The 22,413-nt window shown below is 60.0% G+C and carries 17 protein-coding genes and 3 tRNA genes; 11 read left to right on the top strand and 9 right to left on the bottom strand.

The features are described from left to right. Nucleotides 1–90 precede the first annotated feature (90 nt). On the bottom strand, nt 91–945 hold the full coding sequence (folD, locus tag GUY40_RS13390) for a bifunctional methylenetetrahydrofolate dehydrogenase/methenyltetrahydrofolate cyclohydrolase FolD (protein ID WP_166569424.1): 855 nt from the start codon (nt 943–945) through the stop codon (nt 91–93). A 290-nt stretch (nt 946–1,235) separates the two neighbouring features. Between folD and GUY40_RS13395 the strand changes: the two genes are divergently transcribed. The 10 genes from GUY40_RS13395 (at nt 1,236) to GUY40_RS13440 (ending at nt 10,709) form a co-directional block, all read left to right on the top strand. Continuing rightward, nucleotides 1,236–1,312, top strand: a tRNA-Arg gene (locus GUY40_RS13395). A 41-nt stretch (nt 1,313–1,353) separates the two neighbouring features. Further along, nucleotides 1,354–1,429: transfer RNA gene (locus GUY40_RS13400), tRNA-His, on the top strand. Between the two features lie 58 nt (nt 1,430–1,487). Continuing rightward, nucleotides 1,488–1,572: transfer RNA gene (locus tag GUY40_RS13405), tRNA-Leu, on the top strand. Between the two features lie 107 nt (nt 1,573–1,679). After that, nucleotides 1,680–1,976: a DUF6388 family protein gene (locus tag GUY40_RS13410; protein WP_166569425.1), complete on the top strand. Its 297-nt coding sequence runs from the start codon at nt 1,680–1,682 to the stop codon at nt 1,974–1,976. Nucleotides 1,977–2,222: 246 nt separating this feature from the next. Then, the gene (gene tig / locus GUY40_RS13415; RefSeq protein WP_166569426.1) at nt 2,223–3,533 is read left to right on the top strand and encodes a trigger factor; all 1,311 of its coding nucleotides are present in this window, start codon (nt 2,223–2,225) and stop codon (nt 3,531–3,533) included. Nucleotides 3,534–3,623: 90 nt separating this feature from the next. After that, entirely contained in the window at nt 3,624–4,265 is a 642-nt protein-coding gene (gene clpP, locus GUY40_RS13420) for an ATP-dependent Clp endopeptidase proteolytic subunit ClpP (RefSeq protein WP_166569427.1), read from the top strand. A gap of 104 nt (nt 4,266–4,369) precedes the next feature. Then, on the top strand, nt 4,370–5,653 hold the full coding sequence (gene clpX / locus GUY40_RS13425; protein WP_166569428.1) for an ATP-dependent Clp protease ATP-binding subunit ClpX: 1,284 nt from the start codon (nt 4,370–4,372) through the stop codon (nt 5,651–5,653). Between the two features lie 155 nt (nt 5,654–5,808). Then, nucleotides 5,809–8,205: an endopeptidase La gene (gene lon, locus GUY40_RS13430; RefSeq protein ID WP_166569429.1), complete on the top strand. Its 2,397-nt coding sequence runs from the start codon at nt 5,809–5,811 to the stop codon at nt 8,203–8,205. 148 nt (nt 8,206–8,353) lie between these two features. Continuing rightward, a complete protein-coding gene (locus tag GUY40_RS13435) occupies nt 8,354–8,626 on the top strand; it encodes an HU family DNA-binding protein (protein WP_166359462.1) in 273 nt (90 codons plus the stop codon). Between the two features lie 226 nt (nt 8,627–8,852). Continuing rightward, complete coding sequence (locus GUY40_RS13440; protein ID WP_166569430.1) at nt 8,853–10,709, top strand: SurA N-terminal domain-containing protein; 1,857 nt, start codon at nt 8,853–8,855, stop codon at nt 10,707–10,709. A gap of 207 nt (nt 10,710–10,916) precedes the next feature. On the opposite strand, the gene fabI is transcribed toward GUY40_RS13440, so the two are convergent. From fabI to gloB, 8 genes are all read right to left on the bottom strand, one after another. Continuing rightward, nucleotides 10,917–11,711, bottom strand: coding sequence for an enoyl-ACP reductase FabI (gene fabI, locus GUY40_RS13445; protein WP_166569431.1), 795 nt, complete (start codon nt 11,709–11,711; stop codon nt 10,917–10,919). An 18-nt stretch (nt 11,712–11,729) separates the two neighbouring features. After that, complete coding sequence (locus GUY40_RS13450; RefSeq protein ID WP_166569432.1) at nt 11,730–13,340, bottom strand: ABC transporter ATP-binding protein; 1,611 nt, start codon at nt 13,338–13,340, stop codon at nt 11,730–11,732. Nucleotide 13,341: 1 nt separating this feature from the next. Continuing rightward, entirely contained in the window at nt 13,342–14,361 is a 1,020-nt protein-coding gene (locus GUY40_RS13455; protein ID WP_166569433.1) for an ABC transporter permease, read from the bottom strand. 1 nt (nt 14,362) lies between these two features. Next, on the bottom strand, nt 14,363–15,436 hold the full coding sequence (locus GUY40_RS13460) for a microcin C ABC transporter permease YejB (RefSeq protein WP_166569434.1): 1,074 nt from the start codon (nt 15,434–15,436) through the stop codon (nt 14,363–14,365). Between the two features lies 1 nt (nt 15,437). After that, nucleotides 15,438–17,297, bottom strand: a complete 1,860-nt coding sequence (locus GUY40_RS13465) for an extracellular solute-binding protein (RefSeq protein ID WP_166569435.1) — start codon at nt 17,295–17,297, stop codon at nt 15,438–15,440. After that, entirely contained in the window at nt 17,294–19,126 is a 1,833-nt protein-coding gene (locus GUY40_RS13470; protein WP_166569436.1) for an extracellular solute-binding protein, read from the bottom strand. The genes GUY40_RS13465 and GUY40_RS13470 overlap by 4 nt, the downstream gene beginning before the upstream one ends. A 133-nt stretch (nt 19,127–19,259) precedes the next feature. Continuing rightward, nucleotides 19,260–20,678: a lytic transglycosylase domain-containing protein gene (locus GUY40_RS13475; RefSeq protein ID WP_166569437.1), complete on the bottom strand. Its 1,419-nt coding sequence runs from the start codon at nt 20,676–20,678 to the stop codon at nt 19,260–19,262. 99 nt (nt 20,679–20,777) lie between these two features. Further along, a complete protein-coding gene (gene gloB, locus GUY40_RS13480; protein ID WP_166569438.1) occupies nt 20,778–21,557 on the bottom strand; it encodes a hydroxyacylglutathione hydrolase in 780 nt (259 codons plus the stop codon). 68 nt (nt 21,558–21,625) lie between these two features. Between gloB and GUY40_RS13485 the strand changes: the two genes are divergently transcribed. Next, nucleotides 21,626–22,384, top strand: coding sequence for a class I SAM-dependent methyltransferase (locus GUY40_RS13485; RefSeq protein ID WP_166569439.1), 759 nt, complete (start codon nt 21,626–21,628; stop codon nt 22,382–22,384). Nucleotides 22,385–22,413: the final 29 nt, after the last annotated feature.

The following is a 22,413-nucleotide window of genomic DNA, read 5'->3' on the forward strand; positions in this document are numbered from 1 at the left end:
CGGCTCCTACAGCCGAATCCGGCAGGTAGATTTGGGTTTGTCAGCAGTCTGACGGCACCGCAAGGGTGCCGTTTTCATCAATGCAGCGCTTCAGTCGTGAAGTGTTTCGGCTGCATAGAGGGTGTTTTCCAGCAGGCAGGCGCGGGTCATCGGGCCTACACCGCCCGGTACTGGCGTGATCCAGCCAGCGCGGGGCAGGGCGGTCTCGTAGACCACGTCGCCCACCAGCTTGCCATCTTCCTGGCGGTTGATGCCGACGTCGATGACGATGGCACCTTCCTTGATCCATTCACCCTTGACCAGGCCAGGCTTGCCGGCGGCAACCACGACCAGATCGGCGCGGCCGACGTGGCCAGCCAAGTCCTTGGTAAAGCGGTGGGTGACGGTGACGGTGCAGCCGGCCAGCAGCAGTTCCATGGCCATCGGGCGGCCAACGATGTTGGACGCGCCAACCACCACGGCGTTCATGCCGTAGAGATCCTGGCCGGTGCTTTCCAGCAGCTCCATGATGCCCTTCGGCGTGCAGGGGCGCAGCAGCGGAATGCGCTGGGCCAGGCGGCCGACGTTATAAGGGTGGAAGCCGTCGACGTCCTTGTCCGGGCGGATGCGCTCGAGCAGGGGCGAGGCGTCCAGGTGCTCGGGCAGCGGCAATTGCAGCAGGATGCCGTCGATGTTCGGATCGTCATTCAGGCGATCGATCAGGCTGGTCAACGCTTCTTGGGTGGTGTCGCTGGGCAGGTCGAACGCCTGGGAGAGAAAGCCGACCTCTTCGCAGTCTTTACGCTTGTGCGAAACATAAACCTGGGAGGCGGGGTCGGAGCCGACCAGAATCACCGCGAGGCCGGGAGTGCGCAGGCCTTGCTGGCGACGCTCGGCGACACGTTGGGCGATCTGCTGGCGCAGGCTAGCGGCGATCGCCTTGCCGTCGATTAGTTGTGCAGTCATGACGCGTGATTAACCATCGAGAGGGAAAGAAAAAGAGCAGGCATTCTCGCATGACATGGCCCACGGGCAAAGGCGCTTGGTCCGGGAAATCCGCTAAGCCCTTTAATTAAATGAATTTTTTAGAAAAAAGTGTTGACGACCTTTTCGCTCGTCTATAACATTCGTCGCACTTGTCGGGCAGAGCCTAGCACTGGTTAGCAAGGTCAGGCAGAATAAGCAGATTTTTCGGCTTGTTCGCAATGGCTGAAAGCTCTTTGGTTTGTAATCTTCACGGAATACAGATTAAATAAGCGCCCGTAGCTCAGCTGGATAGAGCATCCGCCTTCTAAGCGGATGGTCGCAGGTTCGAGTCCTGCCGGGTGCGCCAATAGGCAGCTTTGGCACAAGTAACGAAGTAAACGCAATATGGTGGGCGTAGCTCAGTTGGTAGAGCACAGGATTGTGACTCCTGTTGTCGTGGGTTCGATCCCCATCGTCCACCCCATATTCCGAAAGGCGCCCGATTTAATCGATCTGGCGCCTTTGCTTTAAAAGCTTCACATGCGGACGTGGTGAAATTGGTAGACACACTGGATTTAGGTTCCAGCGGCGCAAGCTGTAAGAGTTCGAGTCTCTTCGTCCGCACCATATAGATATCGTCGTGCTCTTGAGCAGCGGCGAAAGCCAGAAAAAGCCGCCTTCAGCGGCTTTTTCTGTTTTTGCGCTTTCATTATTCCATTCTGAGAGGTCGCGCCATGATCCCGAAAGAATCCCGTCAGGAAGTCGCGCTGCAGCGGTTTGTGGCTGCTCGTCCAGCGATGCAGGAAGAGATCAGCCAGCTCAGTGCCAAAGAGCAGCAACAGCAGATCCAGTGGGCGTTCGAGGATGAGGCCGAGGAGCAGGGTGTCGAACCCTGGGATCTGGCTTTGCAATTGATCGCCGAGTCGCCCGAAGAGCTGGCGGCCATGCGCCTTGAGGTGCATCGTGAGGTGGCCGAAGCGCTCGGTCTGGGTTGGGAAGAATACTGCTCCTTCAACGACATCGAGCCTTGAGTCTCGATGAAATATTGTCAGGATTTTACCGGGCAGCCCTGCTCCGGTTGCACGCGCAAGGCCTTGGTCTGCGGCTATCGGGGCAATGATCATGGTCTGTCGGGTTGTCCTGCTGAAACCAAAACTTCCGGTCGTTTTCCGAGGTGTTTCCAGTAGGGTGACTTCTTGTGTTTGACCCACTAGAATGCATGCCCTTGATCTGGAGTCGGGAATCGCCGGCTAACGTCTGTGCAACGAGGAATATCCATGCAAGTTTCTGTTGAAAACACTTCCGCTCTCGAGCGTCGCATGACCATCGCCGTTCCGGCCGAGCGCGTCGAGACCGAAGTCAACAAGCGTCTGCAACAGACTGCCCGTCGTGCCAAGGTTCCAGGCTTCCGTCCTGGCAAAGTGCCGATGAGCGTGATCCGTCAGCGTTACGAAGATGCAGCCCGTCAGGAAGCCTTCGGTGACCTGGTCCAGGCTTCCTTCTACGAAGCTGTGGTCGAGCAGAAGCTGAACCCGGCTGGCGCGCCTGCCGTTGAGCCAAAATCGTTCGAAAAAGGCAAGGGCCTGGAATACGTCGCCATTTTCGAAGTGTTCCCTGAGTTCGCCGTTGCCGGTTTCGACTCGATCGCTGTCGAGCGCCTGAGCGCCGAAGTGGCTGACGCCGACCTGGACAACATGCTGGAAATCCTGCGCAAGCAGAACATCCGTTTCGAGCAGGCTGACCGTGCTGCCCAGAACGAAGACCAGCTGAACATCGACTTCGTCGGCAAGATCGACGGCGAAGCCTTCGCTGGCGGTTCGGCGACCGGCACTCAGCTGGTACTGGGCTCCGGCCGCATGATTCCTGGCTTCGAAGAAGGCCTGGTGGGTGCAAAAGCCGGCGAAGAACGCGTTCTGACCCTGACTTTCCCAGAGGACTATCAGAACCTGGACCTGGCCGGCAAGGCTGCCGAGTTCACCGTGACCGTCAACAGCGTTTCCGAGCCGAAGCTGCCTGAGCTGACCGAAGAGTTCTTCGCTCAGTTCGGTATCAAGGAAGCTGGCCTGGAAGGTTTCCGCACCGAAGTTCGCAAGAACATGGAGCGTGAAATGAAGCAAGCGATCAAGACCAAGGTGAAGAACCAGGTCATGGACGGTCTGCTGGCCGCCAACCCGATCGAAGTGCCAAAGGCACTGCTGTCCAACGAAGTTGACCGCCTGCGCGTTCAAGCCGTTCAGCAGTTCGGTGGCAACATCAAGCCTGACCAACTGCCGGTCGAGCTGTTCGAAGAACAAGCCAAGCGTCGCGTTGTGCTGGGTCTGATCGTCGCTGAAGTGGTCAAGCAAAACGAACTGAAGCCAGACGAAGCCCGCGTTCGCGAGCTGATCCAGGAAATGGCGTCGGCATACCAGGAGCCTGAACAGGTCGTGGCCTGGTACTACAAAAACGACCAGCAACTGAACGAAGTGCGTTCGGTTGTGCTGGAAGAGCAAGTTGTGGATACTGTTCTGCAGAAAGCGACTGTGACCGACAAATCGGTCTCTTACGAAGAAGCTGTCAAGCCGGCAGAAGCTCCACAAGCCGACTGATTGTTTCGCTCGTTCGAAAACACCATAAGCCAGCCTTCGTGCTGGCTTATGCGTATTCAAGACATGACTATTTGGGAGTGAGTGCAGGACATGTCCCGCAATTCTTATATTCAGCAGAGCTCTGACATCCAGGCCGCAGGCGGTCTGGTCCCGATGGTTATCGAGCAATCCGCTCGTGGCGAACGCGCCTACGACATTTACTCGCGCCTCTTGAAGGAGCGGGTGATCTTCCTGATTGGTCCGGTAGAAGACTACATGGCCAACCTGGTGGCGGCGCAATTGCTCTTCCTTGAAGCGGAAAACCCGGACAAGGACATCCATCTCTACATCAACTCGCCGGGCGGCTCGGTGACGGCAGGCATGTCGATCTACGACACCATGCAGTTCGTCAAGCCGGACGTCTCCACCACCTGCATCGGTCAGGCCTGCAGCATGGGTGCATTCCTGCTGGCTGGCGGCGCGAAGGGCAAGCGTTTCTGCCTGCCGAACTCGCGCGTGATGATCCACCAGCCACTGGGCGGTTTCCAGGGGCAGGCGTCGGACATCAGCATCCACGCTCAGGAAATCCTGTCGATTCGCAAGCGTTTGAACGAATTGCTGGCGTTCCACACCGGGCAGCCGTTTGAAGTCATCGAACGCGACACCGACCGCGACAACTTCATGAGCGCCGAGCGTGCCGCCGAATACGGCCTGATCGACTCGGTGATCAACAAGCGTCAAATGTCCGCCTAAGCGGCTAAAAACAGGTGGTTGGGCCAACCAGCCACCTGTGGACTTGAAAAAGCCCGCAATTGCCTTCATCTTGTGTTGCAAGCCTACCGGATTGGATCGATCGAATGACTGATACCCGCAACGGCGAGGACAACGGCAAATTGCTCTATTGCTCTTTCTGCGGCAAAAGCCAGCATGAAGTACGCAAATTGATTGCCGGCCCCTCGGTCTTTATCTGCGACGAATGCGTCGACCTGTGCAATGACATCATCCGTGAGGAGGTGCAGGAAGCCCAGGCTGAAAGCAGCGCGCATAAATTGCCTTCGCCTAAAGAAATCAGCGGCATCCTGGATCAGTATGTAATTGGTCAGGAGCGCGCTAAAAAGGTTCTTGCGGTAGCGGTGTATAACCACTACAAGCGCCTGAACCAACGCGACAAGAAAAACGACGATGTCGAGCTTGGCAAAAGCAACATCCTGCTGATCGGCCCTACCGGGTCGGGCAAGACCCTGCTCGCCGAAACCCTCGCGCGTCTGTTGAATGTACCGTTCACCATTGCCGACGCCACCACCCTGACTGAAGCAGGCTATGTGGGTGAGGACGTTGAGAACATCATTCAAAAGCTGCTGCAAAAGTGCGATTACGACGTAGAAAAAGCCCAGATGGGCATTGTCTACATCGATGAAATCGACAAGATTTCGCGCAAGTCCGACAACCCTTCGATCACCCGCGACGTGTCCGGTGAGGGCGTGCAGCAAGCGCTGCTGAAACTGATCGAGGGTACGGTGGCTTCCGTTCCGCCACAGGGCGGTCGCAAGCATCCGCAGCAGGAATTCCTGCAGGTCGACACGCGAAACATCCTGTTCATCTGCGGTGGTGCGTTCTCGGGCCTGGAAAAGGTCATCCAGAACCGTTCCACCCGCGGCGGCATCGGTTTCAACGCCGAAGTGCGCAGCAAGCAGGAAGGCAAGAAGGTGGGCGAGTCCCTGCGTGAAGTCGAGCCTGACGATCTGGTCAAGTTCGGTCTGATCCCGGAATTCGTGGGCCGTCTGCCGGTATTGGCAACGCTGGACGAGCTCGACGAAGCTGCGCTGATGCAGATTCTGACCGAGCCGAAAAACGCGTTGACCAAGCAGTACGCCAAGCTGTTCGAAATGGAAGGCGTAGACCTCGAGTTTCGCAGCGATGCGCTCAAGTCGGTGGCCCGTCGTGCGCTGGAGCGCAAGACCGGTGCGCGTGGTTTGCGTTCGATCCTCGAAGGCATTCTGCTCGACACCATGTACGAGATCCCTTCGCAGGCCGACGTCAGCAAAGTGGTGATCGACGAAAGCGTCATCGAAGGCTCGTCCAAGCCGCTGTTGATCTACGAAAACAGCGACCCGCCAGCCAAGGTCGCTCCCGACGCCTGAGTCGAATAGCGGCATGTTTGAAGCAAGGGGCCTACGGGCCCCTTTTGCTTTTCCTGTCTTAGCGCTTGTTTTTTTGCGGGGCTGCCCCCACATTAACTTCCAAGCTCAAATTCCTTTCTGATCACGGCCATTAGTGCCGCTGTAGAGGCGAAATCATGAAGACAACCATCGAATTGCCTCTCCTGCCATTGCGTGATGTCGTGGTATATCCGCACATGGTTATCCCGCTGTTCGTGGGGCGCGAGAAGTCCATCGAGGCCCTTGAGGCGGCGATGACCGGCGAAAAGCAAATCCTGCTGCTGGCGCAGAAGAATCCTGCTGACGATGATCCGGGTGAGGACGCGCTGTACCGGGTTGGTACCATTGCCACTGTCCTGCAACTGCTCAAGCTGCCTGACGGCACCGTCAAGGTGCTGGTCGAAGGCGAACAGCGCGGTGCAGTCGAGCGTTTCATCGAAGTCGACGGCCATTGCCGTGCCGAAGTCGCCCTGATTGAAGAGACCGCCGCGCCTGACCGCGAATCCGAAGTATTCGTGCGCAGCCTGCTGTCTCAATTCGAACAATACGTCCAGCTGGGCAAGAAAGTCCCGGCTGAAGTCCTGTCATCGCTCAACAGCATCGATGAGCCGGGTCGCCTGGTCGACACCATGGCGGCGCACATGGCGCTGAAGATCGAGCAGAAGCAGGAAATCCTCGAAATCATCGACCTGTCTGCCCGTGTCGAACACGTGCTGGCGCTGCTGGATGCCGAAATTGACCTGCTGCAGGTCGAGAAGCGCATCCGTGGCCGGGTCAAGAAACAGATGGAGCGCAGCCAGCGCGAGTACTACCTGAATGAGCAGATGAAGGCCATTCAGAAGGAGCTCGGCGACAGCGACGAAGGCCACAACGAAGTCGAAGAGCTGAAAAAGCGCATCGATGCGGCAGGCCTCCCCAAGGACGCCTACGGCAAGGCACAGGCTGAGCTGAACAAGCTTAAGCAGATGTCGCCAATGTCAGCTGAAGCGACCGTGGTGCGTTCCTACATCGACTGGCTGGTCCAGGTGCCGTGGAAAGCGCAAAGCAAAGTGCGTCTGGATCTGGCGCGCGCCGAAGATATCCTCGACGCCGACCATTACGGCCTGGAAGAGGTCAAGGAGCGTATCCTTGAATACCTGGCCGTGCAGAAGCGTGTGAAGAAAATCCGTGGCCCGGTGCTGTGCCTGGTAGGCCCGCCTGGCGTCGGTAAAACCTCGCTGGCCGAGTCGATTGCACATGCCACCAACCGCAAGTTCGTCCGCATGGCCTTGGGTGGCGTTCGTGATGAAGCTGAAATTCGCGGTCATCGCCGTACCTACATCGGTTCGATGCCCGGAAGATTGATTCAAAAAATGACAAAGGTGGGCGTCCGTAACCCGCTGTTCCTGCTCGACGAAATCGACAAGATGGGCAGCGACATGCGGGGTGATCCGGCCTCGGCCTTGCTCGAGGTGCTCGACCCCGAGCAGAACCACAACTTCAACGATCACTATCTGGAAGTCGATTATGACCTCTCGGACGTGATGTTCCTTTGCACCTCCAACTCGATGAACATTCCGCCGGCATTGCTGGACCGGATGGAAGTGATCCGCTTGCCCGGTTACACCGAGGACGAGAAGATCAACATCGCCAACAAGTACCTGTCGCCCAAGCAAATCCAGGCGAACGGCCTGAAAAAGGGCGAACTTGAGCTGGATACTGCCGCGATCCGCGACATTATTCGCTACTACACCCGCGAAGCCGGTGTGCGTGGCCTGGAGCGTCAGATCGCCAAGGTCTGCCGCAAGGTGGTCAAGGAGCATTCCCGCGAGAAGCATTTTGCCGTCCAGGTGACCGCTGACTCGCTCGAGCATTTCCTGGGTGTGCGCAAGTTCCGCTACGGCCTGGCCGAACAGCAGGATCAGATCGGGCAGGTAACTGGCCTCGCCTGGACCCAGGTGGGCGGTGAGTTGCTGACCATCGAAGCGGCCGTGGTGCCGGGCAAAGGGCAGTTGATCAAGACCGGTTCGCTGGGCGATGTCATGGTCGAGTCCATCACTGCCGCGCTGACCGTAGTGCGCAGCCGGGCCAAGAGCCTGGGCATCCCGCTGGACTTCCACGAGAAGCGCGATACCCACATCCATATGCCGGAAGGGGCGACCCCGAAGGATGGCCCAAGCGCAGGCGTAGGCATGTGCACGGCACTGGTGTCGGCCTTGACGCAAATTCCGGTGCGTGCCGATGTCGCGATGACCGGCGAGATCACTTTGCGTGGTCAAGTGTTGGCGATTGGTGGTTTGAAGGAAAAACTTCTGGCCGCACATCGTGGCGGGATCAAGACCGTGATCATCCCAGAAGAGAATGTGCGTGATCTGAAAGAAATTCCTGACAATATTAAACAGGATCTTCAGATTAAACCGGTTAAATGGATTGACGAAGTCCTGCAAATTGCGCTGCAATACGCCCCTGAGCCCTTGCCGGATGTGGCTCCGGAGATAGTCGCCAAGGAAGAAAAGCGCGACACGGATTCCAAGGAAAGAATCAGCACTCATTAGTACAGATTCGTCTGGGGGGCTTCCTTGACAGCTTTTTAGAGCCCTTGTTATAAAGCGGCTCTTAAAGTGTCAGCAGGCCATTCAGTGCCCGTTTTTGCTTCCACATAAATTTAGAAACAAACTCAATATAGATATAAGGGGACTTAGAGTGAACAAGTCGGAACTGATTGATGCTATCGCTGCATCTGCTGACATCCCGAAAGCCGTTGCAGGCCGTGCGCTGGACGCAGTAATCGAATCCGTCACTGGCGCCCTGAAGGCTGGCGACTCCGTCGTTCTGGTCGGCTTCGGCACTTTCTCCGTGACCGACCGTCCTGCTCGTGTAGGTCGCAACCCACAAACCGGCAAAACGCTGGAAATCGCCGCCGCCAAGAAGCCTGGCTTCAAAGCCGGTAAAGCACTGAAAGAAGCCGTAAACTAAGCGTCTTCTTGGGCGAAAGCCTTCCCGGGTCGGTTTCTGGCCTGGTTGCGGAACTAGAGTCCAGACGGGCCGGTGGCCTGTCTGTCACGTTGGGAGTCACGGGTACGAGCTCCCGTCCGCTCCGCCAGTTGCGAGAAGGCGCATCCTCGGATGCGCCTTTCTTCTATCCGGCTTCTACCCACTTCCCGCGGTTGCTTAATTCAATACAACCGTTCCTGGGGGACTCATGCTGCAGAATATCAGGGACAATTCACAAGGTTGGATTGCCAAGACCATCATCGGTGTGATCATTGCACTGATGGCACTGACTGGCTTCGATGCCATTTTCCAGGCCACCACCAACAGCCAGGATGCGGCGAAGGTGAATGGCGACACCATTAGCCAGAACGAGCTGAGCCAGGCCGTCGACATGCAACGTCGGCAGTTGATGCAGCAGTTGGGCCGGGATTTCGATCCCGCCATGCTCGACGAAAAGATGCTGCGTGAAGCGGCGCTCAAAGGCCTGATCGATCGCACGCTGCTGCTGCAGGGCGCTCAGGATGCAGGCTTCGCCTTCTCCGAAAGCGCGCTGGACCAAGTGATCCTGCAGACGCCTGAATTCCAGGTGGACGGCAAGTTCAGCGCCGAGCGTTTCGACCAGGTCATTCGCCAGATGGGCTATGGCCGCTTGCAGTTCCGCGAAATGCTGGCTCAGGAAATGCTCATCGGTCAGCTGCGCACCGGCCTCGCCGGCAGCGGTTTCGTGACCGATTCGCAGGTGGATGCCTTCGCCCGCCTGGAAAAACAGACTCGCGATTTCGCCTCGCTGACCTTCAAGGCTGATCCGGCTGCGGCCAAGGTCACCGACGAAGCGGTCAAGGCGCACTACGACGAGCACGCCAAGGAGTTCATGAGCCCTGACCAGGTCGTCATCGACTATCTGGAACTCAAGAAGTCTGCCTTCTTCGACCAGGTTTCGGTCAAGGATGAGGAGCTTCAGGCGCTGTACCAGAAGGAAATCGCCAACCTCGCCGAACAACGCCGCGCTGCGCACATCCTTATCGAAGTCAACGACAAGGTGAATGAAGCGCAAGCCAAGGCCAGGATCGAAGAGATCCAGCAGCGTCTGGAAAAAGGTGAAGACTTCGCCGCGTTGGCCAAGGAGTTCTCGCAGGATCCGGGCTCTGCCACCAAGGGTGGTGACCTGGGTTACGCAGGTCCTGGCGTTTACGACCCGGTGTTCGAAACGGCCCTGTATGCCTTGCAGAATGACAAGGTCTCGGCGCCGGTTCGTAGTGACTACGGCTGGCACCTGATCAAGTTGCTGGGCGTACAAGCGCCGGACGTACCCTCGTTCGCCAGCCTGAAAGACAAGCTGACCCGCGATCTGAAAACCCAGCAGGTCGAGCAGCGTTTCGTTGAAGCGACCAAGCAGCTGGAAGACTCGGCGTTCGAAGCGGCTGACCTGGCGCAGCCCGCTCAGGAGCTGGGCTTGAAGGTGCAGACGTCCGAGCCGTTCGGTCGTGATGGCGGCCCCGAAGGTGTGACCGCCAACCGTGCCGTGATTCAGGCTGCTTTCAGTGACGAAGTGTTGAGCGAAGGTTCCAACAGTGCCGGCATCGAGCTGGACCCTGAGACCATCGTTGTGGTGCGCGTCAAAGAGCATCGCAAGCCTGCCCAACTGCCGCTGGACGCTGTTGCCACGAGCATTCGTGCGCAGCTGGCCAAGGAGCAGGCGAGCAAGGCGCTCAATGAAAAGGCCGAGACGCTGATCAAGGACCTGCGTGAAGGTAAGGGCGGCAACCAGGACTGGAACGTCCAGGAGGCGGTCATGCGCGGTCAGGAAGGCATCGATCCTGCTGTCCTGCAGGCGCTGTTCCGCATGGCCAGACCAGAAGCCAAGGACAAGCCGACCTACGCCAGCGTTACGCTGCGTGACGGCAGTGTCGTGGCACTGCGCTTGAACGGCGTGAATGATGGCAGCACGGCCTCTGAGGAAGAGAAGGGGCAGTACCGCCGCTTCCTGGCCTCGCGTGCCGGCCAGCAGGACTTCACGGCGTATCGCAAGTCGCTGGAAACCAAGGCTGACATCACCCGCTACTAAGGTGTGTCGCTAACAGAAAAGGCCGCTGATGCGGCCTTTTCTGTGTGTTGAATTCAAGCCCTTGCGGCGTAAAAACGGCTTCAGCCGCCGGAGACTGTGGGAGCAAGGCTTGCCCGCGATGGCCTTGCTCCCACATCTGGGCTACGGGTTCGTGACAGTCGACCATAAAAAAAGGCCGCATCGGCGGCCTTTTTTACATCGGCAGGATTACTCCGCGATGTCGCCCATGGCGGTGGTGTTGAAGCCACCGTCCACGTACATGATTTCACCGCTGACACCCGACGCCAGGTCGGAGCAGAGGAAGGCGCCGGCGTTGCCGACTTCGTCGATGGTGACGTTGCGACGCAGCGGGGTTTGCGCTTCGTTGGCCGCCAGCATCTTGCGGAAGCTCTTGATGCCGGAAGCCGCCAGGGTGCGGATCGGGCCTGCGGAGACGGCGTTGACGCGAGTGCCTTCCGGGCCCAGGCTGCCTGCCAGGTAGCGAACGCCCGCTTCCAGGCTGGCCTTGGCCATGCCCATCACGTTGTAGTTCGGCATGGTGCGCTCGGCGCCCAGGTAGGACAGGGTCAGCAGGCTGCCATTGCGGCCTTTCATCATTTCGCGACCGGCCTTGGCCAGGGCGATGAAGCTGTAGGCGCTGATGTCGTGAGCAATGCGGAAACCGTCACGGGTGGTGACTTCGGTGAAGTCGCCGTCCAGCTGGTCGCCCGGGGCGAAACCGACGGAGTGGACGATGCAGTCCAGACCGTCCCACTTTTTGCTCAGCTCTTCGAAGACCTTGGCGATTTCGGCATCGCTGGCAACGTCACAGGGGAAGCACAGCTCTGGACTCGAACCCCAGCCTGCGGCGAACTCTTCGACGCGGCCCTTGAGCTTTTCGTTCTGGTAGGTGAAGGCAAGTTCTGCACCCTCGCGATGCATGGCGGCAGCGATGCCGGATGCGATGGACAGTTTGCTGGCGACACCGACGATCAGGACGCGCTTACCGGCGAGAAAACCCATGTGTTGTTCCTCTTCAGGTTAATCGACAGCTGTTGGGGCCAAAAAAGCGGCTTCCAGCAGCTGCTGTGTATAAGGATGTTGCGGTGCGGCAAAGATACTGCGTGCCGAGCCCTGTTCAACCACTTGACCCTGCTTGACCACCATCAGTTGGTGGCTCAGCGCCTTGACCACCGCCAGATCATGGCTGATGAACAAGTACGTCAGGTTGTACTTGGCCTGTAGCGAGCGCAGCAGCTCCACCACTTGACGCTGGACTGTGCGGTCGAGCGCCGAAGTGGGCTCGTCTAGCAGTATCAGCGCCGGTTTCAAAACCAGTGCCCGGGCAATGGCGATACGTTGCCGTTGGCCCCCGGAAAACTCGTGAGGGTAGCGGTACCGGGTGTCCGGATCCAGGCCTACCTCCTTGAGCGCATCAATGATGGCCTGTTCCTGCTCTGCTGCCGTACCGATCCGATGAATGCGCAGGCCTTCTCCGACAATCTCGCTCACGCACATGCGCGGGCTGAGGCTGCCGAACGGGTCCTGGAACACCACCTGCATCTGCCGACGCAAGGGGCGCACCTCTTGCTGCGACAGGCAGTCTAGCGTCTTTCCCTGAAAGCGGATCGTGCCCTGGCTGCTCAGCAGCCTCAGGATCGCCAACCCCAGGGTGGACTTGCCCGAACCACTCTCGCCCACAATCCCCAGGGTCTGGCCCTGGGGCAGGCTGAAGTTGATACCGTCTACCGCTTTCACATGATCGACGGTCCGGCGCAGCAGCCCCTTCTTGATCGGGAACCACACGCGCAGGTCCTCGACTTCGAGCAATGGCGCGCCGGCAATGTTGCTAGCCGGCCCACCACTGGGCTCTGCGCCCAGCAGAACCTGAGTGTACGGATGCTGCGGTGCACGGAACAGCTCATCGCATGATGCTTGTTCGACGATGCGACCGCGCTGCATGACACATACTCGGTGCGCAATTCTTTTCACCAGGTTCAAATCGTGGCTGATCAGCAGCAAGGCCATGCCCAGGCGGGCCTGCAATTGCTTGAGCAGTTCGAGGATTTTCAGCTGGACAGTCACATCCAGCGCCGTGGTGGGCTCGTCGGCAATCAGCAGTTCCGGCTCGTTGGCCAGGGCCATGGCGATCATCACCCGCTGACGCTGGCCGCCGGACAGCTCGTGAGGCAGGGCCTTGAGCCGCTTGTGCGGCTCGGGAATGCCCACCATCTCCAGCAACTCGAGGGTGCGCGCCGTGGCGGCCTTGCCGTGCAGGCCCTTGTGCAGTGCGAGGATCTCGTTGATCTGCTTTTCGATGTTGTGCAGCGGGTTCAGCGAGGTCATCGGCTCCTGGAAGATCATGGCGATGCGGTTGCCACGAATATGCCGAAGCTGTTTTTCACCCAGGTGCAGCAGGTCTCGATTGCCGTAGGTGATGGTGCCGGAGGGGTGATGTGCCAGGGGGTAGGGCAGCAGGCGCAGGATCGAGTGTGCCGTCACCGACTTGCCCGAGCCGCTCTCACCGACCAGGGCCAGGGTCTCGCCGCGGCGGATGTCGAAGCTGACGCCTTCAACCACCCGCTGGCGCTGCTGGCCAACGGTGAACTCGACGGCAAGGTCGCGGACTTCGATCAGATTGTCCTGATTCATCTTATTTCCTCGGGTCGAAGGCATCGCGGGCGGACTCGCCGATAAATACCAGCAAGCTCAACATCAGCGCCAGCACGGCGAAGGCACTGATGCCAAGCCAGGGCGCCTGCAGGTTGGATTTGCCCTGGGCCACCAGTTCGCCCAGCGACGGCGCGCCGGGGGGCAAGCCGAAGCCGAGGAAGTCCAGCGCGGTCAAGGTGCCGATCGCACCGGTCAGAATGAACGGCAGGAAGGTCATGGTCGAGACCATGGCGTTGGGCAGGATATGCCGGTACATGATTGCGCCATTCTGCATGCCCAGCGCCCGTGCCGCCCGCACGTACTCAAGGTTTCGCCCACGCAGGAACTCGGCACGCACCACGTCCACCAGGCTCATCCAGGAGAACAGCAGCATGATCCCCAGCAGCCACCAGAAATTCGGCTGTACAAAGCTTGCGAGGATGATCAACAGGTACAGCACCGGCAAGCCTGACCAGATTTCAAGAAAGCGCTGACCGGCCAGGTCGACCCAGCCGCCGTAATAACCCTGCAGTGCCCCGGCAAGCACGCCGATGACGGAACTCAGCAGCGTCAGGGTCAAGGCGAACAACACCGAGATGCGAAAGCCATAGATGACCCGGGCCAGTACGTCACGGCCCTGGTCGTCGGTGCCCAGCCAGTTCTGCGCTGAGGGTGGCGCGGGCGCCGGGACTTTCAGGTCGTAGTTGATGCTCTGGTAGCTGAACGGAATGGGCGCCCAGAGGACCCAGCTGTCCTTGGCGGCCAGCAATTCACGGATATAGGGGCTTTTGTAATTGGCTTCCAGCGGGAATTCACCGCCGAAGGTGGTTTCCGGGTAGCGTTTGACGGCCGGGAAATACCATTCGCCGTCATAGCGCACGGCCAGCGGTTTGTCGTTGGCGATCAGTTCGGCTCCCAGGCTCAGGCCAAACAGGATCAAGAACAGCCAGAGCGACCACCAGCCGCGCTTGTTGGATTTGAACAGTTCGAAACGGCGGCGATTGAGTGGTGACAGTTTCATCTCAATGCCCCCGGCTTTCGAAGTCGATGCGTGGATCGACCAGGGTGTAGGTCAGGTCGCCAATCAATTTCACCACCAGCCCCAGCAGGGTAAAGATAAACAGGGTACCGAACACCACGGGGTAGTCGCGGTTGATCGCCGCCTCGAAACTCATCAGGCCCAGGCCGTCGAGGGAGAAGATGACTTCGACCAGTAGGGAGCCGGTGAAGAAGATCCCGATAAAGGCCGATGGGAAACCAGCAATCACCAACAGCATGGCGTTGCGGAACACGTGGCCGTAGAGCACGCGGTTCTTGCTCAGGCCCTTGGCTCGGGCGGTGATCACGTATTGCTTGTTGATCTCGTCGAGGAAGCTGTTCTTGGTCAGCAGGGTCATGGTTGCAAAGTTGCCGATGACCAAGGCGGTGACCGGTAGCGCCAGGTGCCAGAAGTAATCGAGGATCTTGCCGCCCAGGCTCAATTCATCGAAGTTGTTGGACGTCAGCCCGCGTAGCGGGAACCAGTCGAAATAACTGCCGCCGGCGAACATCACGATCAGCAGGATGGCGAACAGGAACGCCGGAATGGCATAGCCGACGATGATGGCCGAGCTGGTCCAGACATCGAAGCTGCTGCCATGGCGGGTGGCCTTGGCGATCCCCAGCGGGATCGACACCAGGTACATGATCAGGGTGCTCCACAGCCCCAGGGAGATCGACACGGGCATCTTTTCCGCGATCAGGTCGATCACCTTGGCGTCACGGAAAAAACTGTCGCCAAAATCCAGCCGGGCGTAGTTCTTGACCATGATCCACAGCCGTTCCGGCGCTGACTTGTCGAAGCCGTACATGCGCTCGATTTCCTTGACCAGTGCCGGGTCCAGGCCCTGGGCGCCGCGGTAGCTGGAGCCGGCAACCGAGACTTCGGCGCCGCCACCGGCGATCCGGCTGGTGGCGCCTTCGAAGCCTTCGAGCTTGGCGATCATTTGTTCCACCGGCCCGCCGGGCGCGGCCTGGATGATCAGGAAGTTGATGACCAGAATGCCGAACAGGGTCGGGATAATCAGCAGCAGGCGCCGCAGGATATACGCCAGCATGTCAGTGCTCCCCGTTGTCAGGCGTGGCCGGGTCGTCCGCTTGCGGCGCGGGCGTCACGGCGGGCTTGGCATCGGGCTTGAGCCACCAGGTGGTGGTGCCGAGATCGTATTTGGGTGTCACGGCCGGGTGACCGATATGGTCCCAGTAGGCCACGCGCCAGGTCTTGATATGCCAGTTGGGGACCACATAGAAGCCCCACAGCAGGACACGGTCCAGGGCGCGGGCATGGTCGATCAGGTTCTGCCGCGAATCGGCGTTGATCAGGCTTTCGACCAGGCTGTCGATGGCCGGGTCTCTGAGGCCGATGTAATTGCGACTGCCCGGGTTGTCGGCGCTGGATGACTGCCAGTATTCCCGTTGCTCGTTACCCGGCGAGCTGGACTGCGCAAAGCCGCCGACGATCATGTCGAAGTCCCGCGAGCGCAGGCGGTTGATGTACTGCGAGACGTCCACCCGGCGGATCACCAGCTCGATGCCCAGGTCGCTGAGGTTGCGCTTGTAGGGCAGCAGTACGCGTTCGAATTCGGTCTGGGCGAGCAAAAATTCGATGGACACCGGTTTGCCCTGGGCATCGACCATCTTGTCGTCCTTGATGCTCCAGCCGGCTTCCTGAAGCAGTTGGTAGGCGCGACGTTGCTGGTTGCGGATCATGCCGCTGGCGTCGGTCACCGGGTTCTTGAAGGCTTCGGTGAAGACCTTTTCCGGGATCTGGCCGCGCAGTGGCTCGAGGATTTTCAGCTCTTGCGCCGAGGGCAGGTCGCGGGCGGCCATTTCCGAGTTTTCGAAATAACTGCCGGTGCGGGTGTAGGCGCCGTTGAAGAGCTGCTTGTTGGTCCATTCGAAGTCCAGCAGCAGGCTCAGCGCTTCTCGCACGCGCACATCCTGGAACACCGGCTTGCGCAGGTTGAAGACAAAGCCTTGCATCCCGGTGGGGTTGCCGTTGGGAATCTGTTCGCGCTGCAGGCGTTTCTCGCGCACCGCCGGGGTGTCGTAGGCGGTAGCCCAGTTCTTGGCGCTCGTTTCCAGCCAGTAGTCGAAGTTGCCGGACTTGAGTGCTTCGAGCGCCACGGTGTTGTCGCGGTAGTAATCGGTGGTCAGGTAATCGAAGTTGTAGTAACCGCGGTTGATCGGCAGGTCCTTGGCCCAGTAATCCTTGACCCGCTCGTAGCGGACCGAACGCCCGGCCTGGACCGAGGCCACCTTGTACGGGCCGCTGCCCAGCGGAATTTCCAGGTTGCCCTTGGCGAAATCGCGTTGCTCATACCAGTGCCTGGGCAGGACCGGCAGTTGGCCAAGGATCAGCGGCAGCTCGCGGTTGTTGCTGTGCTTGAACTTGAACAGTACCCGCAGCGGGTCTTCAGCGACCACCTCGGCCACGTCGGCATAGTAGGCGCGGTACAGTGGTGCGCCGTTCTTGATCAGGGTCTGGAAGCTGAATACCACGTCCTCGGCGCGCATCGGGTGGCCATCATGGAAGCGCGCTTTGGGGCGGATGTAAAAGCGCACCCAGCTGTTGTCCGGGGCCTTCTCGATCTTGCCGGCGACCAGGCCATATTCGGTGAAGGGTTCGTCCAGGCTCTGGCGGGCGAGGGTGTCATAGATCAGGCCGACGTCGTCGGCAGGCACGCCCTTGTTGATAAACGGATTGAGGCTGTCGAAGCCGCCAAACCCGGCCTGGCGGAAGGTGCCGCCCTTGGGCGCGTCCGGGTTGACGTAGTCAAAGTGCTTGAAGGTGGCGGGGTACTTCGGGGCTTCGTCGTACAGGGTCAGGGCGTGCTGGGGGGCCGCCAGGGCCAGGCCGCTCAGGCCGGCCAGCAACAGGCCGCCGGCCAGCTGGCGCAGTGTGCGCGTGGGCATCATTGGGCTTTCTCCGAAGGCTTCAGCCACCAGGCGCTCAGGCCCAGGGTATAGGGCGGCGTGGTGACGAAGGCGAACCGGTTGCGGTACGCCAGGCGATGATAGTTGAGGTACCAATTGGGAATCATGTAGTGCTGGGACAACAGCACGCGGTCCAGTGCCTTGGCTGTCGCCACTTGTTCGTCGCGGGTCTGGGCGCCGAGCAGATGTTCGAGCAGGTGATCGACGATCGGGTCGGCCACGCCTGCATAGTTCTTGCTGCCCTTGATCGTGGCCTGGCTTGAGTGAAAGTACTGCCATTGTTCAAGGCCGGGGCTCAAGGTCTGATTGAGGGTCATCAGAATCATGTCGAAATCAAATTGGTCGAGCCGTTGTTTGTACTGGGCGCGATCGACCGTGCGCAAATGCGCATCGATGCCGATGCTGGCAAGATTTTCGACATAAGGTTGCAGGATCCGCTCAAGGTTCGGGTTGACCAGCAGGATCTCCATCCGCAACGGCTGCCCGGCGCTGTTGAGCAGTCGCTGGCCCGAGAGCTTCCAGCCGGCCTCGCCTAACAGACCCAGGGCGCGGCGCAAGGTTTCCCGCGGGATCCCGCGGCCATCGGTGCGCGGCACGCTGAACGGCTGGGTGAACAGGCTGGGCGGCAACTGCTGGCGCCAGGTCGACAGCAACAGCCATTCGCGCCCGGTCGGCAGGCCGCTGGCGGTGAATTCGCTGTTGGGGTAGTAGCTGAGCGCGCGCTGGTAGGCGCCGCTGAACAAGGTGCGGTTGGTCCACTCGAAATCGAACATCATCCCCAGCGCCTGGCGAACCCTGACATCGCTGAAGGCCGGCCGGCGACTGTTCATGAACAGGCCTTGGGTCTGGGTCGGGGTCTGGTGCGGGATCTGCGCCTTGATCACTTCGCCACGGCGCACGGCCGGGAAGCGGTAACCGTTGTCCCAGTTTTTGGCCTGGTGTTCGATGTAGATATCGAATTCGCCGGCCTTGAAGGCTTCGAAGGCGACACTGCTGTCGCGGTAGAACTCGACTTCAACGCGATTGAAATTGTACTTGCCGCGATTGACCGGCAAGTCCTTGCCCCACCAGTCCTTGACCCGCTCAAACACCAGCCGCCGACCTGGCTGCACTTCGGTAATGCGGTAAGGCCCGCTGCCCAAGGGTGGCTCGAAGGTGGTGGCCTTGAAATCGTGGTTTTTCCAGTAGTGACGCGGCAGCACCGGCAGCTCGCCCAGGCGCAGGATCAGTAGCGGGTTGCCGGCGCGTTTGAAGACGAATCGAATCCGATGGGCATTGAGAATGTCGACCCGCTGGACTTCCTGCAGGTTGGTCCGGTACAGCGGATGGCCTTCCTTGAGCAGGGTGCGGTAGGAAAACGCCACGTCGGCAGCGGTAATCGGCACGCCATCATGAAAGCGTGCTTGCGGGCGCAGGTTGAACACCACCCAGCTGCGGTCCTCACTGTACTCAACCGAATGCGCGATCAGGCCATAGCTGGAAGTGGCTTCGTCACCAGACGGGTCGTACTGCCCGGTGCCGGCCATCAGTGTCTCATTGAGCTCGTTGATGCCGTATTGCAGGAAGTTGGGTGTCGCGACCGGGCTGGTGCCCTTGAAGGTGTAGGGGTTCAGGGTGTCGAAGGTGCCAAATGCCATGGCCCGCAACGTCCCCCCCTTGGGGGCGTCGGGGTTGACCCAGTCGAAGTGGGTAAATTTGGCTGGGTACTTGAGCGTGCCGAACTGCGCGTAACCGTGGCTTTCACTGATTGTTGCGCTCGCAGGAAAGCTCAATGCCAGGCTGATGATCAGCAGGAGGAGGGGACGCTTCAAGTCAGAGATCCGATCCAGGCGGCTTGGGCTTTATCGCCGCTACAGTAACAGTTTGTCTGGACAGGAAAAAGAGTGCCTTGCCGGGCTGGATGCCAGTCGGCCGCGAGGTTGCCCAAGCGGCCGGCGGGTGGTTTCAGTGCGGCTTGTAGACGGTCAGGGTCTGGCCTGGCTTGAGGGCGCGAGCGCTGTTCGGGTTCCAGCGCTTGAGATGCTGCATTTCGACGTTGAAACGCTTGGCAACCATGTACAGGGAATCACCCTTGCGAACCTTGTAGGTGGTGGCTCTTTTCTTGCCGGCGGAGCTGGTGGCGCGGGTGCGGGTGTTGTCCTGCATGACCAGGGTTTGCCCGACCTTGAGGTTCTTGCCGGTCACCTTGTTCCAGTGCTGCAGGTCCTTGACGTCGACCTTGTTGGCCTTGGCGATACTGGTCAGGGTATCGCCCGGCTTGATCCGGTAGTTGCGCGGGCGGCTCGGCGCGCGGCTGGCCACTTCCTCGAAGACTTGCTGCTTGGGCTGCAGGCTCAGCAGTTCTTCGGGCTTCATGTTCGACAGGCTGGCGGTCAGGATCTGCGCCTTGGCGGTGGGCACCAGCAGGTGCTGGGGGCCATCGAGGGTCATGCGCTTCTTGAACGCCGGGTTGAGCTGGAACATTTCGTCTTCGTCGATGTTGGCCAATGCAGCAACCCGCGAGAGGTCGAGCCGATTGTTGATTTCAACGACTTCAAAATACGGCTCGTTGGCGATCGGGGTCAGGTTGACCCCGTAGGCGTCGGGCGCCAGCACGACCTGCGACAGGGCCAGCAGCTTGGGCACGTAGTCGCGGGTTTCCTGCGGCAACGGCAGGTTCCAGTAGTCGGTGGGCAGGCCGAGCTTTTCGTTGCGCTCGATGGCGCGGCTGACGGTGCCTTCGCCGGCGTTGTAGGCCGCCAGGGCCAACAGCCAGTCGCCGTTGAACATGTCGTGCAGGCGCGACAGGTAGTCCAGTGCCGCGCCGGTGGACGCGGTGACGTCGCGGCGGCCATCGTAGACATTGGTTTGACGCAGGTTGTAGTAGCGACCGGTGGAGGGGATGAACTGCCACAGGCCCACCGCATGGCTGCGCGAATACGCCAGTGGGTTGTAGGCGCTCTCGATGACCGGCAGCAGCGCAAGCTCCAGCGGCATCTCGCGCTCTTCGAGACGCTCGACGATGTAATGAATATAGAGGCTGCCCCGATCGCCGGCACCCTCAAGGAAGGATGGGTTGCTGGCGAACCACAGGCGCTGCTGTTCGATGCGCGGGTTGACCGCGATGCCATCTTGCAGCTTGAAGCCTTGGCGCATGCGCTCCCAGACGTCCTGAGGCGTTTCCTGGGCCGGCTTCTGGGCCAGGACAACGGGTTTGGGCTTGGCCCGCGTGGCCAGGTTATGGGCACGCGGGTTTTCTGTGTCCGAGACGTGCCCGGTGCTCTGGCAACCGACCAGTGTAGCGGCGGACAGCGCGACCGCGATGGCTTGTGCCAGTCGCGTCAGGGCGTCTGCTTTGGTGGTTTTGCGTATAGAGAACGACATTGGCTGGAAGAGAGTTCCGGGCAAAAATGTCGGGCGATTCTAGGAAGCGGCCCTTGAGCGGTCAACCGTTGAGAACTTTACGAATCTACAAGAGCCTGTTTAGAACGTATCCTTCCAAGCGCGCAACCCTGCAAAAACGGCACTCGGGCTGTCTAGTTCGTGGCCTGCCCGTTTGTCCGCTTTTTCTTTAACAGATGTTTCGCCGACCCTCAGAAAGGGGTTTGTGCGCTTCTCCAGTGCCACAGTTGATGGCAAAGTGATGCGATTTTGCTGGCGAAGTTGCTGAACCTCGTCGAAGCGACGCAGAACGTGCGGATTCTCGGGCTCCACCGCGCACGCGAAACGCAGGTTGCTCAGGGTGTATTCGTGGGTGCAAAAAACCAGCGTATCGTCTGGCAGGCTCGCCAGGCGGCTCAGCGAGGCGTGCATCTGTTCCGGGGTGCCTTCGAACAGGCGACCACAGCCGGCGGCGAACAGGGTATCGCCGCAGAACAGCAGCGGGGCAGCCGCCCGCGGGTGGTAATAGGCGATATGCCCCAGGGTATGGCCGGGCACCGCGATAACCTGCAAGCGCAGGCCGAGGACCTCAAGGGTGTCGTTATCCGCCAGGTCCCGGTCACGAGCCGGGATGCTTTCGGCGCGAGGGCCGAATACCGTAGCGCCGGTCGCTTGCTTGAGGCGTTCGACGCCGCCGACGTGGTCATGATGATGGTGGGTGATCAAGATGGCCTCAAGCTGCCAGTCGGCGTGCGCCTTGAGCCAGGCCAGGACCGGTTCGGCATCGCCTGGGTCGACCACGGCGCAACGACGCGTGGCGTCATCTTGCAACAACCAGATGTAGTTGTCGGAAAAAGCGGGCAGAGCATCAATCTGAATCATGGTGGTGTTCGCCAAGCGGGAAACAATGGTGCATCTTAGAGGTTCAAGGGTTGCAGGAGAACAGTGCGATGACCGATAACGCCTTCGCTCAAGCCGATCCGGACTGGCTGGAGCTGATCAGCCTGGCGCGGGACTGGTTCGCCGGGCCGCTGGGCCAGCAACTGCTGCGGGCCGAACAGCGACTGCTCGAGGATGAGCTGACGCGTTACTTTGGCGGTTACCTGGTGCATTACGGGCCCAGCGCCGAAGCGCCGCCCAGTGCTGCCCAGGTGCAACGCAACGTGCGCCTCGGCGCGCCGTTCGCAGGCGTCGAGATTGTCTGCGAAGAACAGGCCTGGCCGCTGAGCGAACATGCGGCCGACGTGGTGGTGCTGCAACACGGCCTGGATTTCAGCCTGTCGCCCCATGGCCTGTTGCGCGAGGCCGCTCATGCGGTGCGCCCCGGTGGCCATCTGCTGATTGTCGGAATCAACCCCTGGAGTGCCTGGGGGCTGCGGCATGCCTTTGCCCATGATGCCTTGCGCAAGGCACGCTGCATCTCGGCTTCCAGGGTCGGTGACTGGCTCAACCTGCTGGGCTTTGCGCTGGAGAAGCGCCGCTTCGGATGCTATCGTCCGCCGCTTGCGTCGCCGGCCTGGCAAGCGCGGCTTGAAGGTTGGGAGCGGGTTGCCGGGCGCTGGCAAAGTGCCGGTGGCGGTGTCTATTTACTGGTGGCGCGCAAACTGGTGGTGGGCCTGCGCCCGCTGCGCCAGGTCCGTCGCGAGCCGATGGGCAAGCTGCTGCCGTTGCCGTTGGCCAAGGTCAACCGGCGCGATTCCAAGCCGTGAAGCGTACGGCAAACATTGATGGATAGTGG

The organism is Pseudomonas sp. R5(2019) (assembly GCF_009905435.1).
GTDB lineage: Bacteria > Pseudomonadota > Gammaproteobacteria > Pseudomonadales > Pseudomonadaceae > Aquipseudomonas.

Excerpts from the sequence above, each read along its gene's own strand:
- clpP (WP_166569427.1), top strand. The coding sequence starts at position 3,624 with ATGTCCCGCAATTCTTATATTCAGCAGAGCTCTGACATCCAGGCCGCA.
- GUY40_RS13460 (WP_166569434.1), bottom strand. The coding sequence starts at position 15,436 with ATGCTGGCGTATATCCTGCGGCGCCTGCTGCTGATTATCCCGACCCTG.
- lon (WP_166569429.1), top strand. The coding sequence starts at position 5,809 with ATGAAGACAACCATCGAATTGCCTCTCCTGCCATTGCGTGATGTCGTG.
- GUY40_RS13465 (WP_166569435.1), bottom strand. The coding sequence starts at position 17,297 with ATGATGCCCACGCGCACACTGCGCCAGCTGGCCGGCGGCCTGTTGCTG.
- GUY40_RS13450 (WP_166569432.1), bottom strand. The coding sequence starts at position 13,340 with ATGAATCAGGACAATCTGATCGAAGTCCGCGACCTTGCCGTCGAGTTC.
- GUY40_RS13440 (WP_166569430.1), top strand. The coding sequence starts at position 8,853 with ATGCTGCAGAATATCAGGGACAATTCACAAGGTTGGATTGCCAAGACC.
- folD (WP_166569424.1), bottom strand. The coding sequence starts at position 945 with ATGACTGCACAACTAATCGACGGCAAGGCGATCGCCGCTAGCCTGCGC.
- clpX (WP_166569428.1), top strand. The coding sequence starts at position 4,370 with ATGACTGATACCCGCAACGGCGAGGACAACGGCAAATTGCTCTATTGC.
- gloB (WP_166569438.1), bottom strand. The coding sequence starts at position 21,557 with ATGATTCAGATTGATGCTCTGCCCGCTTTTTCCGACAACTACATCTGG.
- GUY40_RS13485 (WP_166569439.1), top strand. The coding sequence starts at position 21,626 with ATGACCGATAACGCCTTCGCTCAAGCCGATCCGGACTGGCTGGAGCTG.
- GUY40_RS13455 (WP_166569433.1), bottom strand. The coding sequence starts at position 14,361 with ATGAAACTGTCACCACTCAATCGCCGCCGTTTCGAACTGTTCAAATCC.
- tig (WP_166569426.1), top strand. The coding sequence starts at position 2,223 with ATGCAAGTTTCTGTTGAAAACACTTCCGCTCTCGAGCGTCGCATGACC.
- fabI (WP_166569431.1), bottom strand. The coding sequence starts at position 11,711 with ATGGGTTTTCTCGCCGGTAAGCGCGTCCTGATCGTCGGTGTCGCCAGC.
- GUY40_RS13475 (WP_166569437.1), bottom strand. The coding sequence starts at position 20,678 with ATGTCGTTCTCTATACGCAAAACCACCAAAGCAGACGCCCTGACGCGA.
- GUY40_RS13410 (WP_166569425.1), top strand. The coding sequence starts at position 1,680 with ATGATCCCGAAAGAATCCCGTCAGGAAGTCGCGCTGCAGCGGTTTGTG.